This is a genomic window from Clostridium algidicarnis DSM 15099 (assembly GCF_002934235.1).
Taxonomy (GTDB): domain Bacteria; phylum Bacillota; class Clostridia; order Clostridiales; family Clostridiaceae; genus Clostridium_L; species Clostridium_L algidicarnis.
This window is the reverse complement of sequence record NZ_PTIS01000002.1, coordinates 249506-268389: the sequence shown is the minus strand read 5'-3', so window position 1 is coordinate 268389 and position 18884 is coordinate 249506. Positions and strand designations below refer to the sequence as shown.

The 18884-nt window shown below is 29.4% G+C and carries 14 protein-coding genes; 1 reads left to right on the top strand and 13 read right to left on the bottom strand.

The window, feature by feature from the left end; all coding sequences use genetic code 11:
* Nucleotides 1-328: 328 nt before the first annotated feature.
* From BD821_RS03340 to BD821_RS03305, 9 genes are all read right to left on the bottom strand, one after another.
* Complete coding sequence (locus BD821_RS03340) at nt 329-628, bottom strand: hypothetical protein (RefSeq protein ID WP_104409296.1); 300 nt, start codon at nt 626-628, stop codon at nt 329-331.
* A gap of 3 nt (nt 629-631) precedes the next feature.
* Nucleotides 632-3127 (bottom strand): PHP domain-containing protein, encoded by a 2496-nt coding sequence (locus BD821_RS03335; protein WP_104409295.1) that lies wholly within the window; start codon nt 3125-3127, stop codon nt 632-634.
* A gap of 335 nt (nt 3128-3462) precedes the next feature.
* The gene (locus tag BD821_RS13375; RefSeq protein WP_169993917.1) at nt 3463-3606 is read right to left on the bottom strand and encodes a hypothetical protein; all 144 of its coding nucleotides are present in this window, start codon (nt 3604-3606) and stop codon (nt 3463-3465) included.
* Nucleotides 3607-3729: 123 nt separating this feature from the next.
* Nucleotides 3730-6456, bottom strand: coding sequence for a DEAD/DEAH box helicase (locus BD821_RS03330; protein ID WP_169993942.1), 2727 nt, complete (start codon nt 6454-6456; stop codon nt 3730-3732).
* Entirely contained in the window at nt 6446-8152 is a 1707-nt protein-coding gene (locus BD821_RS03325) for a site-specific DNA-methyltransferase (protein ID WP_104409293.1), read from the bottom strand. The genes BD821_RS03330 and BD821_RS03325 overlap by 11 nt, the downstream gene beginning before the upstream one ends.
* Before the next feature lie 18 nt (nt 8153-8170).
* Nucleotides 8171-11005 (bottom strand): SNF2-related protein, encoded by a 2835-nt coding sequence (locus BD821_RS03320; RefSeq protein ID WP_104409292.1) that lies wholly within the window; start codon nt 11003-11005, stop codon nt 8171-8173.
* Between the two features lie 15 nt (nt 11006-11020).
* Nucleotides 11021-11224 carry a helix-turn-helix domain-containing protein gene (locus tag BD821_RS03315; RefSeq protein ID WP_104409291.1) on the bottom strand — a complete coding sequence of 68 codons (204 nt, stop codon included), beginning with the start codon at nt 11222-11224 and terminating at the stop codon, nt 11021-11023.
* A gap of 614 nt (nt 11225-11838) precedes the next feature.
* Nucleotides 11839-12057: a hypothetical protein gene (locus tag BD821_RS03310; protein WP_169993939.1), complete on the bottom strand. Its 219-nt coding sequence runs from the start codon at nt 12055-12057 to the stop codon at nt 11839-11841.
* Nucleotides 12058-12306: 249 nt separating this feature from the next.
* Nucleotides 12307-13143 (bottom strand): deoxyribonuclease IV, encoded by an 837-nt coding sequence (locus BD821_RS03305; RefSeq protein ID WP_104409289.1) that lies wholly within the window; start codon nt 13141-13143, stop codon nt 12307-12309.
* A gap of 145 nt (nt 13144-13288) precedes the next feature.
* Between BD821_RS03305 and BD821_RS03300 the strand changes: the two genes are divergently transcribed.
* On the top strand, nt 13289-16258 hold the full coding sequence (locus BD821_RS03300) for a DEAD/DEAH box helicase (RefSeq protein ID WP_104409288.1): 2970 nt from the start codon (nt 13289-13291) through the stop codon (nt 16256-16258).
* Between the two features lie 160 nt (nt 16259-16418).
* Here BD821_RS03300 and BD821_RS03295 read toward each other — a convergent pair whose 3' ends face one another.
* From BD821_RS03295 to BD821_RS03280, 4 genes are all read right to left on the bottom strand, one after another.
* Entirely contained in the window at nt 16419-17369 is a 951-nt protein-coding gene (locus BD821_RS03295; protein ID WP_104409287.1) for a tRNA dihydrouridine synthase, read from the bottom strand.
* Between the two features lie 50 nt (nt 17370-17419).
* Entirely contained in the window at nt 17420-17878 is a 459-nt protein-coding gene (locus BD821_RS13580) for a hypothetical protein (protein WP_207655263.1), read from the bottom strand.
* A 100-nt stretch (nt 17879-17978) separates the two neighbouring features.
* Complete coding sequence (locus tag BD821_RS03285) at nt 17979-18518, bottom strand: DUF2812 domain-containing protein (RefSeq protein WP_104409286.1); 540 nt, start codon at nt 18516-18518, stop codon at nt 17979-17981.
* Between the two features lie 19 nt (nt 18519-18537).
* Nucleotides 18538-18858 carry a PadR family transcriptional regulator gene (locus BD821_RS03280; RefSeq protein WP_029452561.1) on the bottom strand — a complete coding sequence of 107 codons (321 nt, stop codon included), beginning with the start codon at nt 18856-18858 and terminating at the stop codon, nt 18538-18540.
* Nucleotides 18859-18884: the final 26 nt, after the last annotated feature.

Sequence of the window (18884 nt, the reverse complement as noted above, 5' to 3'; positions counted from 1 at the left end):
TGGTATCTCGTTTGTCTACACTTAACTTATTACATCACTATAACAAGCCCAAGACTAACTAATGACTGGTTGCTAACCTTTGTCATGCAGGATTCACACCTGCTATATAGTAATAAAGAAAGCTTCGCTCTCTTTATTGTTTACGCCCTTGCTTGGCGTACCTGGGTTCCTTGTGAGGACATGCTTTGCTAGACTCACTTATTATAATTTACTGGTCCCCTAGGGCACTGGATGGGAACAAAGTGACACTCTTTCTATTATATGTTCGTTTCAACATGAGGCGTGTTTTGAATCTCTATACCAAATATTTATTGTATATTACTTACTTTTATGTTTCTTTATCTACACATACTTCCTGATAACTTTTATTATAAGCATCAAAAACTTTGTATATATATTCTGTAATTTTTAATATCTCTTTATCCTCACATTTGCTCTCATTTTTAAAAACTCCAAAACTTTCAGGGTTAATTTCTATGTAGTTATTTATATCGCTTATATATTTCACCAAATCAGTTAAGTTTATACTTTCTCCTAACTTATAAATTTCATTTTTGATACTGCATTTATTGCTAGATTCTACTATGATTTGCTTATTATTAGGTTCCACTTTTATATTTATATTCATATATCATACTTCCTCCTTTAATATCGCAATATTATATTTATCCATGCGATTTTTAAATGCAACTTCTCCACCATCTAAAATAGAACATGCCTCTTCTCTTATTGCTATATCTTCCAATCCACCTTGCTTATAAACAAATTCATTACCATTGTTTTCTGATATAATCACATTTTCTGCATCTCCATATATTGCAATACTTGGATTATGTGTTACTAAAATGATTTGCATTTTTCTTTTTAATTTTCTGATTAATGAAACTAATTCTTCACTAATAAATTTATTATCGATATTATCTTCAAGTTGATCAATAAATAGTACACTTTTTTCATGACTACTACTCATGTTTTTTAACTTTATATCTAAGAAAATTGAAGCCTTTTTCCCCTGTGATGTTGATAATGTACTTACTTCATGTCCACCTTCTAAGCATTCAACTATCTCATATGTTTTTTTACTTTTAATATTTTTAATATAAATACTCATCTTTTCTTTTAGTCTTTCTGGACTTTTACCATCTGTAGGCATTTGTTTTAATCTGATTTCATCCATAGAAATATCAGCGAATAACAGCATGTTATCAAATAAACTCTTTTTATCACTATAATTCTTTATTTTATCTTTAAAAAATTCATCAACAATCGTATTACCATTAATATTTAAATTTACTTTTGTTATAAATTTATACTTAGATTTTGTATTTATTTTATCTTCAATTTTCATATCTAGTTTTTCAACTTTTTCACAAACCTTTTTCAACCTTAACTTTGACTTAAAATACATCTCATAATCATCAATCATTTGACCTAACTTATTCTTAGTTTGTTCAATTAATTTTTTTTCTGTAGATAACTCATTATCTACATATTCGCTATTTATTTCCTTTAAATATTCTTTAAATTTAATTTTAACCTCTTCTTTATCTCTCTTTACTTCAATATCCTTTTTATTACCTTGCAACATAGTAAGAACATTATTCAATAAAATTAATTCATTTTCATTAAATATTGATTGTTCTTCTATTTTTATTTTTTTAATTTCATCAATATTCATGCTGAAATTTTCTATTTTTTCTATAGCTAAATCATATTCATTTAAATCTTTCTTAACAATTAAATCATTTAAATTTAATTCAAATAATTTATTAGAATTTATTATAACAATTTTTATATGTTCCTCTATATCACCTTTATCAAGCTTTGATGCAACATGGTAATACTCTTTATATGAGTTATTAAACTCAGAAACCATATCATCAAGTTCATTTTCAATTTTCCTAATATCAATATCACTAATTTCTAAGAATTCATTTTCAAGTTTAGATTTCAAATCATTTTCTTTTTCAAAAAGCTTAATAATAGCTTCTTGATAAAATGATTCACCAGGTAATGAGTAAGAACTTGAATATTGCCCAATGTTTAGCTTAACACTAGTACTTTTTTTATTAATCATATCACTATAATTCTTTTTAAATAATTCTTTATCATCTTCAGTAAACTCATTATTCATGCTAATTAATGTATTAAATAATAAACTTTTTCCTGATGACCGTCCACCAATTATTACATTTAATTGAGGTGATAATTCTAGAATTTGCTCCTGCCCATTATTTAATTTAAAAGAAATAGACTCAATGTAATTTGCATTTACAATTGGTTCCCTATCTGAAGTATGTATTCTACTTTCTGGATCTGAGAATGCTAATCTTAAGGTTTCATAGTTTGGTTGCCCTTTGATCCATGTCTGCATATTTCTTAGTTTATAATTTTCACAATCATGATTATCAGAAAAGACTACGTAGGCAGTTGTCCTCGCTATTTTAAAATCTTCACGCATAAGTTTTTTAAAACCTTCGTTGTAGTGGTTTATTACATTTTGCATATTAGCATTACTTTTCATTTCCAAAGCTGATATTCCACCAATTAGGATTTCTTTTTGAGCATCATCAATCTTTTCTGCTTCATTATATGGTTTTACAATACCCTTATCTTTATTTCCATGTGCTATTATAAAAAAATCTTCGTCACAAAAATGTTTAACTAAATAATTTATAGTAGTAACCCTGTATATTTTTTCATTCGTTAAATTAACTATATTTTTAAGTTTGCTATTACTAATACTTTCATACATTTTTTCAAGTTTTTCAGATATAAGATTATGATCTTTTGTACTGAAAAAAATCAAAGCATGAAAAGGCTTGGACTTGAATTTTTCAAGTGAGTTATTTTTTATGTTCTTTACATAATTAATCATATTCTCCTCTGATATAGAAATATCCACCTCTACTCCGACTAGATAATTAATATCTTTTTTAGATAGCTCATCATATGCTAAACAATTGATTATATTATGATCTGTCAACGATATTAAATCGATTTTATTGGCTTTAATTTTCTTGTATAATATTTCAGTTGAAAAAGTTCCACTATAATCATTAGGTTTTGTTTGTTTAGACATATCTGTATGTATATGTAGATCTATTTTATTCCATTTAGAATACATTAAATCCCCTCTTTTTCTTCTAAGCTTATATTTATAAAATTAAATATAAGCTTACTTTACTATTTTAGTTTTTCATATACGTCATTATATATTACTAATTCTAAGCTACATATTATAGACATAACCACCATGTAAAAATCCCACTATAATAGATTCTTTACAAAAAAATAATAAGAAAAGCCTATTTCTTTCTTCCTAAATAGTCCACCCTTATTATACCACAATATTACATATTACTCTTTATATTTCTTGTAACTTATCTGTTATTCTTCAAAACATTTCTTTTTCTTCAAATAAGATTTGCTCCTAGATTTATATTTATCTTAATCTAAAACTTAAAAATATCCACCTACCCCCTCAACATCATACTTTACCTCAAACCCCTTCTCCACGCCACAAATAACAGGACTATAAGTAAACATCCCCATCTTATTTCCACACAGCTTTTCTAATTCAGTACTTATAACATGAACGCTCATAAAAAAGCACTTCATTAAGTTTTAGTTTAATGAAATGCTTTTACCTGGTAATTTACTGGTACCCTCGGGTACTGAAGGGGAACAAGGTGAGACTTTTGCTATTTGAGTAATGCTAGTCCAACACTAGACTTGTAAAGTTAATTGTTCATACTTTTTTCTATTCTTAACTAGATAGTCAAAACTGGAATTCAAGTGTACTTCATCATGTGAAATCACTCCATATTCCCAAGGTTTACCGCCATTTTCTAAGTTAAATTCTGTAACTGCTCTACAATATTCAGTTGCTGCTTTTGCCTTTTTAACTACTACAGGATCCTCTAACCTTCTGCTATCTTTAATTTCTAGCATATATATAGTTGTATTTGTTTCTACAACAAAATCTGGTTGATATCTGCTTTCACTATCTCTATCATAGTATATATTAAATTGTTTGATGTTAGGGCACATCCACTTCAATACAACTCTATCTCTTTCAAGTACAGTTGCAAATATTCTCTCTGTATTACTATCAAATTTATACATTGTATGAGAACTTTTCTTGAAACCTTTAAATATCTTATTTCTTATCTCACTTGGTGCAATGTTTGCAGTATATTCATAAACATCATCAGAAACATATTTACCACCAAATCCAACTTCAATTCTACTAAAAGGCCTCATTGAGGTAGCTTTGTATACCGTTTCTTCTTTATAAAAATGTTGATTCATTTGTGCATAAATATTATCCGCTATACTACGTCTACGTTGCACTAGTACTTTAGCAACATCTTCATCATTCTTTAAGTATGTTAAGAAGTGTATTTTTAATTGTTCTATTAATTTATACATCAAATCTGCACAAGTAAAATAGTCAATATTATCATGTAAAATTAAATGTTTTATAATTGCATTCTCTGCAGTATCCGTATCTTTGACATTTGCAAATGAAGTATCCACCTCAATTACCTTTCCATCCTCTTGCAGCTCTTGTCCCACTAAGATATCATTTGATGGATGCCAATTCATATTTTTCGTATCTAAATTAAATTCATAGAATCCTTGTTTAACCTCTACAATAGGCTGTACATTTGCCTGTGGAATTGCTATTACTACATCTGTTAATGCTTGAATGCAGTTCTCTACAACTTTTTCAACTACATTTAAAATATCTTCAGATTTTAAATTGATATTGGCAAATTCTCTTTTTGTTAATTCTACTACTGATGACTTTATTAATTGTTGCATTTTTGGAGTTTTTAATTCTTCTATGTTTTTAACTCTCTTACTTAATTCCATAGTTGTGACATTTACTTTTTTAGCAATGTAAGAAGCAATATTTCCTTTCTCTGCAACTATTTTAGGTTCAGAAGATATAATATACATTGAAATTTGTTCTATATACGACTGGCTAGTGGTCATCTCATCATATAAAGATGGCAATTCTATGGTTTCCTTTTGCTCGTTTTCTTTATTTTCCTCTGGATCAATGTAGTATACTTTACGTACTAATGAATTGGGATCATTAGCTAGATGGATAATTGCTTCATATTTATCATGACTTACAATTGATAGTCTATCTACTTTTTCATTACCTGTACGCTTACCATAAGGTAATCTAAGCCCTCTTCCTATGGTCTGTTCTGTCAGAGTCTCAGATGCCGATGTTCTAAGAGGTATGATGGTATATAAATTACTTACATCCCAACCTTCTTTTAACATATTAACATGAATTACAATTTCAATTTCATTATCAGGATTCTCAAGGGTTAATAACTTTTGTATATTTTCATCTTTCTCTGAACCTTTTTGTACTGAGTTTATTTCCAAAACCTTCCCATTATAATACCCATTAAAGAACTGTTTTGAACAAATATACTCCATTATTTGCTTTGAATGATCTGTATCTTTCGCTACTACTAATACAAAAGGGTTTACTATTTTTCTTCCATGCATTCTAGCATAAGTATCCAATACCTCTTTTGTATCAATATGCAGTTTTATTCCATCATTAAGCTTTTCTTTATCTAAATCTTCTGGCAAATACTCACTTGGATTAAAATCCTTTCTAGTAAATACCGCAGGAACTTTAACATACCTTTTGTCATTTAATGCATGAGCTAAAGAATATTCATACACAACATTTTTAAAAGTAATCGCTCTAGCTCCCTTTTGAATCTGAGGCGTTGCAGTTAATTCAACTCCTAATATAGGTTTAAGTTCATTGATTACATCAAAACTTTTATCAGCATGATAATGATGGCTTTCATCCATCATTATGCATAAATCAGGAAGTTCTTTAAGATAATCAAAATAAGACTGTCCCAATACTTCATTTAGTCGTTTTATTCTAGCTGGCTTATTATCTTTAGTTTTTGACTCAGAATTCAATTTTGAAATATTAAATATATTAATTGTTATTTGTCCATGTAAAAATGATTGTTGCCTAAATTCTTCATAATTATCTCCATCAATAATCCTTGGTGAATTAGCAAAAGCATCTAATCCCTTAAATACATATTTATGATGAGCTGGATTTCCAAAATCATCTTTCAGCTTGTTATATATTGTAAGATTAGGTGCCATTACAAAAAAATTATTGACACCTTTCTCGTAATGTAGATAGGCAATAAGAGCCCCCATTAATCTCGTTTTACCGATACCTGTTGCCAATGCAAAACAAATTGAGGGAAATTCTCTCTCAAAATCTGTTAACGTAGGACAAATACTCTTTATCTTTTGTAATTCAAGGTTTAAATCAATATCCTTTTTTAATTCTAAAGCATCACATATCTTTTCGAAAATTAATAAACTTTCTGTTTGAGGATCCCTTAAATCTAATGCGTTAATAATATGTTTAGTATTAAACTTCATCTTCATACTCCTTAAATTCTTCATCACTAATAATATTCATATTATAATCAGAAACTCCAAACTGGCATCTATTTAAAACTGATTGTGGTATTTTTTTAATTGTAATATTATCATAACTATTATTTAATCCACTATCAAATGCTGGGCAACAAACTAAAAGTCTTTCATTAAAATCTAATTCATTTGCTAAAGATTCTAAATACTGTGCTGTAACATATTGTGTGGTAGTAAATATATAGCTACATTCTGTACTTTTACCTTGTTTCCAAAACACTTCTTTATCTGGATTGTAAAAATACCCATTTAGCTTTGCTACAGCTGCTGCAAGCATATCTGCATTATAATTGTCTTGATCAATGATCCAGTTGTCATACTTATCCTTTTTTAACAAACTAGGAGCTAACTCATAAAATTTAAATCCACCGCCACCTTTCCAGGTAATAGCTTTAGAAATACCATATTGATCTGCTCCATCAATAACTCTTTGTAATCTTGGTATACAATGAGTATAACAATGTTCACCAAGCTCAATCCCTATCCATCTACGTTTCATCTTATGTGCAACGGCTGCTGTTGTTCCAGAACCTAAAAATGAATCTAACACAATATCATTTTCATTAGTAGCTAACTCTAAAATTCTCTTTATAAGTTGCTCTGGTTTCTTACTTCTTGGAAATGATATCCCACCTTCATTGGGTAAATCCGCTTTAGGAATTTCCGCATGACTCCATATATTTGTTAGTTTTGAAGATTTTAAAATAGTATTATTTTCATATATTGCACTGTCTTTAAGCCATCCAACTAATTCTTTATTCGAATAATACAAATTAGTAAGCTTATCCTTATTTTTTCCTCTTGATGGAATATATTCAATTGAATATAAACAATCTTTATCCATATCTTTTATAATGTCTTGTTGAAAGGAATTTTCTTTTTGGATTAAGAAAGTTCTAAATAGTTTTTTGTAGTTCTCAAAATATTCTTTATCAATCTCATTAATATTTTTGTCATAACCTCTAAATGAAATACTCCTTATTTTAAAATTTTCATGTTTAAATATTTTAACCTTTTCGCCATTAGATTTAGAAATAAATTCATTAATAAGTATCTTATCCCCTTCATTTTCAAGCACTTTATTATATCGTTTCATAGTAGGTAAATCTAATTTGACATAACTATTTATATTATTCAATTCCCCATCATTTTTTTTATAAATTAATATATATTCACCTGTATTAACAATTGAAGCCCCTTGGCCTATACCACTTACCGCAGAACGCTCATATGAAATCTGATTTACAAAATTTTTCCTTCCAAATATTTCATCTAGAATCACTTTACAATAATGCACCTCATTTGAATCAAGCTGTAAAAATAAAAATCCATCATTTAAAAGCAAATTATAAATTATTTTCAACCTATCATACATTAAATTTAGCCAAATACTATGTTCTTGAAAATCATCATAGTGTTCGAAAGCATTTCCTGTATTATATGGTGGATCAATATAAACACACTTTATTTTCCCTCCAAAATCTTGTTCTAACGCCTTTAATGCAAGTAAGTTATCTCCATGAATTAACATATTCTCCGTATTCTCATCACCGTAGGATTTTTCCTTATCGTGCACCAAGATACGTGGCTCTATCTCTGGTTCTTGCCCTTTTCCTATCCATGTAAGCTCTAATTTTTGCATGTATATCCTCCTAATTTGTTATCTAATATCAAATCTTATTGTAAACAATTGTTTTACTTGTGTAGACCCTTTAACTCTACTTCTCATTTGAGCTTGTAGCCTATCATTTTCCTCATCAACCTTATCTTCTTCATCATAAAGCTCTCGCCTTTTCTTATCCCGAAGACGTTTTAACTTATTTAGTTCTTCTTTTCTGTCCAACATCTGCGTAAGGTCAAGATCTATACTATTATCAAATTCCTTTTTCTTCTCTTTAATAAGTTTTTCGATATCTTTAATTTCTACTTGAAGATTATTCTTTAAATCTTCACTCCATTCATCTAATTTTGCACATTCTTGCAAGAAAAATTCCTTATTCTTCATTTCAATATCTTTAATTGTTTGCAGTTCCAGTTGTTTCTGATGATTAACAATTCTTTCTATAATGTTTGATTCAACATTCTTAACTGATAATACCTCTAAAGCCATTAATCTATCAACAAGATCCGCTTCAATTTCTACTCCATTATCACAAATTGCTGATACTAAAAGATACTCCTGTTCTTCAAAACTATTATTAACCAATTTCGATACTGAAATCCAGCCTTTCTTTACAATCAAGGTATCAATAAAACTGATTTTCCTTCCTGACTGTGAATAATTAAATGTTATTTCAGCTAAGTTCAACTCATTTTGGTCACATTGCTCAATAAATTTCTGACACAAAGGGTGTTCACGCCTTAAGAATATCTCTTTTCTATTGTCACTATCTTTCCAGTTTAAATTATATGCTCCAGAATACTCCTTGCCTATATACTGGAATCTTGTATCATCAATGACTTTTATGTTGTTGTTACCCTGCGATAGCATAAAGTAATAAATCCATTTTTCATATTTACTAATACTACTATTTGTTTCACTATTTCTTATTTTTAATAAGCTACTTACTTCCTCATCAAAGTTTTCAAGAAGTGTTTGCCTTGCATTAATTATTTTCTCATTTATCTGCTCTCGATATTCTTCTTGCAGTTTATCAAAAGCTGTTCTAATTTCATCTGCTGTATTACAGTTTTGGTAGATATCAGATATTCTTTTCTCAAAGTCTACTCCAGATTCTATACTCCCTAATACCTCATCTGAAGAACCGAATAATCCTTCAAATAACTTGAATTTTTGATCCAACAATTCATAAACACGCTTATCAGCATCATTTTTATTGTTTAAGAAGTTTATAACAACAACATCATTTTTTTGACCGTATCTATGACATCTACCGATTCTTTGCTCAATCCTTTGAGGGTTCCACGGTAAGTCGTAATTTACAAGCAGTGAACAAAATTGCAAGTTAATACCTTCAGCCGCAGCTTCAGTACCAATCAATATTTCTGCTTTGCTTCTAAACTCTTCTACAATAGCTGCTTTGGTATCTGCTTGCTTTGATCCTGAAACTATATCTTCCCCTTTATGTCTTTCAATCCACTCTTTATATATTCTTTTTGAATTTTCATCAGAGTTTGTTCCATTTAAGAATACTATTTTACCTTCATACCCATTTGCTGATAAAAGATTATATAAATAATCCTGTGTTCTTCTAGATTCTGTAAATATTACAGCCTTCTTTGATGCCCCTAACTCTGTAGCCTTGCTAAAACCTTTTTCAAGGGCTGTCAATAAATTTTCCCCTTTTGAGTTTCTTTTAATACTCTTTGCAAGCTTAGCATATGACTTTAATTTTTCAAGTTCTTCACTAATTGCATAGTGCTGTTTAATAGCATCTACTTTATCCTCTTCTCCTGCTAAATCAAGTTCTTCCAATAACTCATCTAATGTATCATAATCATCTAAATTAATTTCACTATCTATACCTGCTAACATATTCTGAAGTCTTAAAATCAAAGAATCTAATGTACCAGAAATAGCAAATGATGATGATGCCAATAACTTTCTTAAAACTAAAGTCATAAGTGTTCTCTGACTATTAGGTAGAGCATATAAAACCGGTGAACGTAGATATTCTGAAACTTCATTATATAATGTTTCTTCTTCAATAGATGGTGTGTATTCTTCCAAAATGGCAGTTCGCTTAGTATAAGGTACATATTCTACTACTTGTTTTCTTAATGTTCTCTTACAAAACTGTTGTAGTCTTGCCTTCAAAAAAATATTCCTCGTCATCTCATTGTCTACATTTATATACTTGTCTCTAAATGTTTTAGCATCACCAAATACCCGATCATCAATAATACTTACAAGTCCATATAGTTCCATAAGATTATTTTGAAGTGGAGTAGCTGTTAACAACAATTTTCTTCTATTGTTTAATACATCTTTAAGCTTTCTTCCTGTTACATTATTTGTTTTATAAACATTTCTAAGTCTATGAGCCTCATCAATAACTACTAAATCCCAATTAACCTTTGAAACTTCAAATTGCTTACTAGCTACAAAATTATATGAACAAATCACTACAGAATCCTTCTGTTCAAATGGATTCATCATACCTTGTTTTTTTAATCTATTGAAGTTTTTACTTTCCAAAATGATTGACTTTATGTAGAATTTCTCATCTAATTCTGAAAGCCATTGATTTCTAAGTGCAGCAGGCACAATTAATAATATCTTTCGTTTACGTTCAGCAAAATATTGAGCCAATACTATCCCTGCTTCAATTGTCTTTCCTAAACCTACCTCATCAGCTAATAACACCCCTTGTGAAAGCGGCGATTTAAAAGCAAACATTGCTGCATCAACTTGATGTGGATTTAAATCTACTCTTGCCCCCGCCAAAGCGGATACTAAATTTTCAATAGAGTTACTTGGTCTCTTAAGAGTGAGTTGCTCTTTAAAATATTTAGCTTGATAACTTGAATACATATACGAACCCACCCCTTACTCTTCTATAAAATCAATAATATCACCAAAATTGCAATTTAACTCTTTACAAATCTTTTCTAAAACTTCTAAGCTTACTCTTTGGTTTTTGCTTAACTTTGCAAGCGTACTTGGTCCCATACCAATAGAATCTCTTAGATATACCTTGCTCATTTGTTTGTCTATAAGTAATTTCCAAAGCTTGTTATAACTTATCGCCATCAAGTACCTCCTCATCTAAAACTTCAATTCTTGTACTCTTATTTTATCACGCTCTCTCTTCAAGGTAAATACCAAAAGTACTAAGAGTAATACTTAAAGTTCAGATTTGATATCATATATTTATCATTTTATAACTTTCTATATTTCGCCATTCGATTCTCGCCTTTACCAAATTGTTAAACTCTATCAGCAAAACCCCACACCCTTTTTTCTACTTTGCAACCCTATGAAAGCCTAAAATCAACAAAAACACAATTTATAAAGAACAAGGTGCAATTGCATTCCAGCCATCATCAAGAAATAAATCCTATCCAAAAGAATTCAAGGTTACGATGGTTGAGAAGTATCTAAGTGGTGAAGCCTCTGTACAGATTTATGTGCGAAATATGGAATTAAAGCTCATAATACACTGCAAAAATGGATTTCGTTGTATAATAGCGAAATTTACTGGTACCCTGGGTTACTGGGGGGAACAAGGTGACACTCTTGCTACTAGCGATTGCTAATATTTCTGCTTAAGCGCAATTTTCCATTTTATTCTACCCTGGGTTCCTTTTGAGGACATGCTTTTCTGGACCCACTTGCTATTTAAAAATGAAAAAAGTAGAAGTCTTTTAACTAAGTCTCCTACTTTTCCATTCTCTAAGTAATTCATCTACATTTCCTAAGTATTTAATGAATTTCATCTGTATTTCTCCTATAAGAGTTAACCATATATGTTCCTCAAAAATATTTAATAGCTCTACTTTAGTTGTTATATTTAAATCCTTACATAATATATATGCATCTACAAAACCTTTGGCTGGTTCCGGTCTTGCAGCTAATATCTTCATAGCCAATAATTGTTCAGCTTTAGGTTTATTTCACTAAATACACAATCTATATCCTTAGTGCAGGTCTATTATCATAAACCATAGTCATAATTGAACCATCATAAATAGTTATCTCAAGCTGTAATTGATTTTCTTTTAGTAGTTCATTTAAATAGTCAATATGTTTAATAATTTTTCTTTATCCATAAGACCTATTTCATTTGATTCACCCATACATTTACTCCTTGTATAATGTAGTTACTACTCTAATTATATCATATTATACACACTCTTAAGTAATTCTATTTCTCTTTTATGTCCTTCAAGTTCATTTGGAGTTTCAAGAAAAAATGGTAGATGGCATAGCTTCTTATGATTAATTATATTAGATATAGCATCTAATCCTATGTATCCCTCTCCTATTGTTTCATGTCTATCTTTGTGGCTTTCAAATGGATTTTTACTATCATTTAAATGAATAGCACATAATTTATCAAGACCTATTATCCTGTCAAACTCATCTAAAACTTTATCTAATTCATTTACTATATCATATCCTGCATCATAAATATGGCATGTATCTAAACATACACCTATATGATCTTTTAACCTAACACCCTTTATAATTTCAGCTATTTCTTCAAAATTTCTTCCTATTTCAGTTCCTTTTCCAGACATGGTTTCTAATAGGACCTTTGTTGTCTGCTCTTCTTTCAAAATTGAGTTTAAAGCATAAACTATATATTCTATTCCTGCCTCTACTCCCTGCTTCACATGATTTCCGGGATGAAAATTATATAAGTTATTTGGTATATATTCCATCCTATTTAGATCATCCTTCATTATTTCTATAGCGAATTCTCTATTTCTATCATCAGCTGAACATGGATTTAATGTATATGGTGCATGGGCTAAAATTTTACCAAAGTTATTTTCCTTTGCTAATTCTAAAAATTTCTTAACATCCTTTTCGTCTATATCCTTTGCTTTACTTCCTCTTGGATTACGAGTGAAAAACTGAAAAGTATTGGCTCCGATTTTCAGGGCATTTTCACCCATGTTCTTAAATCCCTTTGATGAAGACAAATGACATCCTATATTTATCATATATATATTTCCTCCGTACTTTACTTTATTTTATTAACTTATTATACCCTTCACTTATCAATATCACTATACCATAATTATGCTATAATATAATCACTAATGAAATCATTTACACCTTAACTAATATATGAAATGCGAGGTAAATATGAGTAATATAATTAAATCTGATATAGACCACAACCTAGAAGGTATTACCATAAAGTCTATTGATACAGGCGATAAAAGTATAATTAAAAATGAGATTCTTAAAGCTAGTGAAGCTGGGCTCATAAATAGCTTAATAGATTCAAATCTAGCTTTAACTCCAAAGTTAATAGTAAACGACTACTCAAAGGGTAGCAAAGTTTTAACAGAAATAATTTCTGAGTTAACTAAGTGCAAGGAATTTTTTATATCCGTTGCCTTTATTACAAGTAGTGGTATAACCCCCTTACTTGAAACTCTTAAATATTTAGATGAAAAAGGTATTAAAGGTAAGATATTAACTACAGATTATTTGAACTTTAGTGAGCCTAAAGCCCTTAGAAAACTACTAGAGTTTTCAAATATTGAAATTAAACTATATAGCAAAGAAAACTTTCATACTAAAGGTTACATATTTAAATATGATGATCACTATAAATTAATTGTTGGTAGTTCAAATTTAACTCAATCAGCCTTAACCAAAAACAAAGAATGGAATTTTAAAATTTCTTCTTTAGAGGAAGGTTCTTTAACTGAAAATGTTATTGATGAGTTTAATGGACTTTGGGATGATGCCTATGATCTAACTTTAGATTGGATAGAAACCTACCAGGATATTTATAAAAAGCAGATTGAATACGCTAGGAAAAGTAGTGTTCCGAGGCTTTCACAATATAAGCTTAAGCCAAATAAAATGCAGGTAGCTGCCATACAAGGATTAAATAAGATCCGAGAAGATGGCTCTGATAAAGCTCTTTTAATTTCTGCTACAGGTACTGGAAAAACCTATTTATCTGCTTTTGAACTAAGAAATTATAATCCTAAAAAGGCTCTATTTATAGTACATAGAGAACAAATAGCGAGGCAAGCTTTAAATAGCTTTCAAAATGTATTTGGTGATACTAGAACTATGGGTATTCTATCTGGAACTAGGAAGGATATTAATAAGGACTTTATCTTTTGTACAGTCCAAACACTATCAAAGGATGATGTTCTTAAAAGTTTTGAAAAGGATGAATTTGATTATATTATCATTGATGAAGTTCATAAAGCAGGAGCTAATAGCTATCAGAAGATAGTTGAATATTTTACCCCTAAATTCTTGCTTGGTATGACAGCCACACCTGAAAGATGTGATGACTTTGATATTTTTAAGATGTTTAATTACAATATCGCCTATGAAATACGTCTTCAAAAAGCCTTAGAAGAAGATTTGCTTTGCCCCTTCCATTACTTTGGTGTATCTGATATTAGCGTGGATGGTGTGGAGCTGGAAGATAAATCTAATTTTAAAGCCTTAGTAGCTAAGGAAAGAGTTAATCATATAATAGATAAAATTAATTTTTATGGATATTGTGGTGAAAGAGTAAAGGGATTAATATTTTGTAGTGATAATAAGGAGGCCCATGAGCTTTCAGATATATTTAACACCTATGGATATAAAACAGTGGCTCTAACCGGAGATAATACTCAAAATGAAAGAGAAATAGCAATTCAGAGCTTAGAACAAGATGAAATAGATAATTCTTTAGATTATATATTTACTGTAGATATCTTTAATGAGGGTGTAGATATCCCCTCTGTAAATCAAGTTGTTATGTTAAGGCCAACTAAGTCCTCCATTATCTTTGTTCAACAATTAGGTAGAGGTCTTAGGAAGGACAAATTTAAAGAATATGTTGTTATCATAGACTTTATAGGAAATTATAACAGTAACTTTTTAATTCCCATTGCTTTATCTGGAGATAGGACTTTTAACAAAGATAATATTAGAAAGTATGTTATGGAAGGCACAAGAATAATACCTGGTTGCTCCACTATTAATTTTGATGAAATATCTAAGAAAAAGATATTTGAGTCTATTGATAGGGCTAACTTTAATGATATTAAGCTAATTAAAGAAAGCTATAATACTCTTAAACAAAAGATTGGTAGAATACCAAGTTTAGCGGATTTTGATACCTATGAATCTATTGATCCTTTAAGAATTTTCCAAAGCAAAAGTCTTGGCTCTTATTATATGTTTTTAAAAAAATATGAAAAAGAATATGAAATAAGACTTGATGATTCAAAGGAATTGTTTATTGAATTTATTTCTAAAAAGCTAGCTTCTGGTAAAAGAATTCATGAACTACTTATGCTTAAATATGCCATTAACTATGAAACTGATCTAATTTGCAATCTGAAAAGGGGATTAAAAGAATATTATCATATAGACTTTAAAGCTAGTACTGAAACCAATGTAGTTAACGTTCTTACAAATGAATTTTTATCAGGCGCCGGTAAAAAGACTTATGAAAAATGTATTTTCTTAGAAAAGTCAGATTCTGATTATAATATTTCTAAATCCTTTAAATATCACCTTGAAAATAATGATTTTAAATGTATAGTTGAAGAATTAATTGATTTTGGAATAGAAAGATACAAAAAGTTTTACAGTAACAGATATATGAATACTAGCCTTCAGTTATATGAGAAGTATACCTATGAGGATGTTTGTAGACTTCTAGAGTGGGAAAAAGGAGAAGTTGCGCTTAATATTGGCGGCTATAAATTTGATAAAACTACTAAAACCTACCCTGTATTTATCAACTATGAGAAATCTTCTGATATTACAGATACCATTAATTACGAAGATAGATTTCAATCCCCTTCCCAGTTAATTGCTATATCAAAGGTAGGTAGAACGATAACTTCTGATGATATAGTACAAGCTTATAATGCTGAAGAAAATGGTATTGAAATGAGCTTATTTGTTAGAAAAAATAAGGATGATAAAGTTTCAAAAGAATTTTACTTCCTAGGTAAAATCAAAGCCATAGGAAAACCCATACAATTTATTATGAAAAACACTAGTAAAACAGCTGTAGAAATTAAATATCAATTAGTTACTCCTATAAGAGAAGATATTTATGACTATATGATTTCTTAAACTAAAGGGATTTTTGAGAATAAACTAAGCCTTAATTAAATGTATTCCATTTAGACGCGTTATGGACATTTAGGTTTAACTCTCCAGAAGAAATCTCACAAATGATGTGATAAATATTTTTTCTCCTCTTTTATTACAGCTGCTACTACTTCTATTGTTTTCATATGATTCTCTCCTTTATGATTTCCTGTTCCCTAAATAAACTTGAAACCGCTTGTTCATAATCACTTAACCTTTGTGACTTCTTTATTTTCTTAGCATACTTTTCATTATTTGAAAATATGTGACTCATGTATCCCCATAATTCTTTCATTCTAAACATTGCATTTCTCTCTTCATTTAAAAATTCTCTATATCCACTAAAAATTTCATCATGGAAATCTTTAAGTACCTCTTTGTCTAGATTAGTATTGTTTTTGATCTCATTTATAAGTCCTGGATTAGCTATTATTCCTCTACCTATCATTATTTTATTTACCTTTGGAAAGTCCTTTATTAACTTTTCATGGTTATCAGTAGTAAAAATATCGCCATTATAACATATTGGATTACTGCTTAAAGATAGTGCATCTTTAAATACCTCTAAATTAGGTTTATTTCCATAAAAGTCTTTTTGTGTTCTAGGATGAATGATTAATTCCTCTATAGGATATTTATTATAAATTTTTATAAGCTCATAAAACTCTTCTGAGCTATCCTTTCCTATTCTAGTTTTTATAGAAATTTTCATATCATCCATTTTAAATATTTCCTCTAAAAACATATCAAGCTCTTCTCTTTTAGCTAGAAACCCAGAGCCTGTATTTTTTGAAACAACAGTTCCTGAAGGACAGCCTAAATTTAAATTAACCTCATTATAGCCTAAGCTTTGTAATTTTCTAGAAGTATTAATAAATCCTTCCGAATCATTAGTAAGTAGTTGAGGCACAACATTCATACCCTTATTGTTTTCAGGTAACACATCCCTTAGCTCTTTAGTTTTAAGACTTCTACTTTTATTTGTTACAATAAAAGGTGTAAAGTATTTATCAATGTTATGAAAAAATTTATCATAAGCATTTCTATATATGTATCCTGTGATTCCTTCCATTGGTGCTAAATAATATTTCATTTAAGAACTCCTTATATTCTAATTTTACTTTAAAGGTAAGTTTAAGTTTATTATATTACCTTACCTTTTTTCTTTGCATCAGCATCTAGTCCTGATCCTACTCCGACACCCACTGCCATACCAATAGGTAGTCCTAATGCTACATTATGAAATAGCGTTAGTCCGAAGATGAGTCCCAAACTAACTCCTATACTGATATAAATGCTAGTATAATACCCTTCAGGTACTAATTTATGATCTTTTTGTAGATGTAATTTCATAGCTTCAATTTTCTTAGTATGCTGTTTTAGTTCCTCTTTATCTAGCAAACCTCTCTTATTCCTTAACTCCCTAACTTGATCATCTAATTCATTAATAACTTTATTACATTCATTACAATCAAAAGAGTAGAGTCTTTTATAAATTCGCTCTAGTAAATCTAATTTTAGCCGCTCTGCCAATTTCTCATCTACTTCATTCCTAAGGAGTTGAATATTTTCTGAAATTTCATTAAAATCTTTACTATACATGATATACCTCTTCCATTTAATATACTTTTATAACCGATGTTCTTATAGTTATAAGCCATTTTTTCTATAACATTTATTGCACCTATAAATTTATTAGCTATTATTTTACCATATTTTTCATTTGCCTTATCCTATGACTATAGGCTAGGTATGGTAAAAAGTTGAATATAAATACAATTGTATTTATCATGAATAATCCTGAAACAATTAAAAATATAGGTCTTATAGTAATTACTGATACAAATAATATAATCATAAGCACAATACCTGTGATGAAAGAGTACAGCGCTCCCCTACCTGTTTGTATTTTCATTCTTGTATATTTTTCTATTTCTGATTCCTTATCACTGTAAATTGGTTTTATTCCAGTAGGTCCTGAAAAAATGTGCATTTCATTCCCTATAGAAACAACAGGTGTCCAACCCGCTTCTTTAAATAAAGTAAAATATTCCTCACTAGGCTCACTTTGATAGTCTAAGCTATACACTATCTCTTGATTCAAATCCTTTTTTAATTTGTAGAAAAATCCACCTACTATGTCTTCTAGTATCCAACCTTCCTTTGCATAGTTTTTTAGTTTTTCCATGTCACTTTCTTCACTAAAAGCAAATCCGCTGATCATGACATATTTATTTTTCACAAATATCACCCCTTTTCTACTACTTTAAAAATTTTTCAGCGAAGTTAATCATTTGTTTTTTTCGCTCAATCTCTTTTATAAGCATCTCACGCCCTAGACTTGTAATCTTATATATCTTCTTATTTTCATCTGTGCTAGGCTTTAATTCTATGAGCCCTGCTACTAAGAGCTTTTTAAGTGTTGTGTATAATGATGCAGGTCCAATTGTTACTTTATTTTCAGTAAATTCCTCAATAGTTTTCATAATTAAGTAACCATGCTTCTCCTCACTAACACTAGATAAAATATAAAAAGCAGAATCTGTTAATTCACCTATGTCAATGGAATCTTTTCTTGCCATAATAACCTTCTCCCTTTTCTTATACC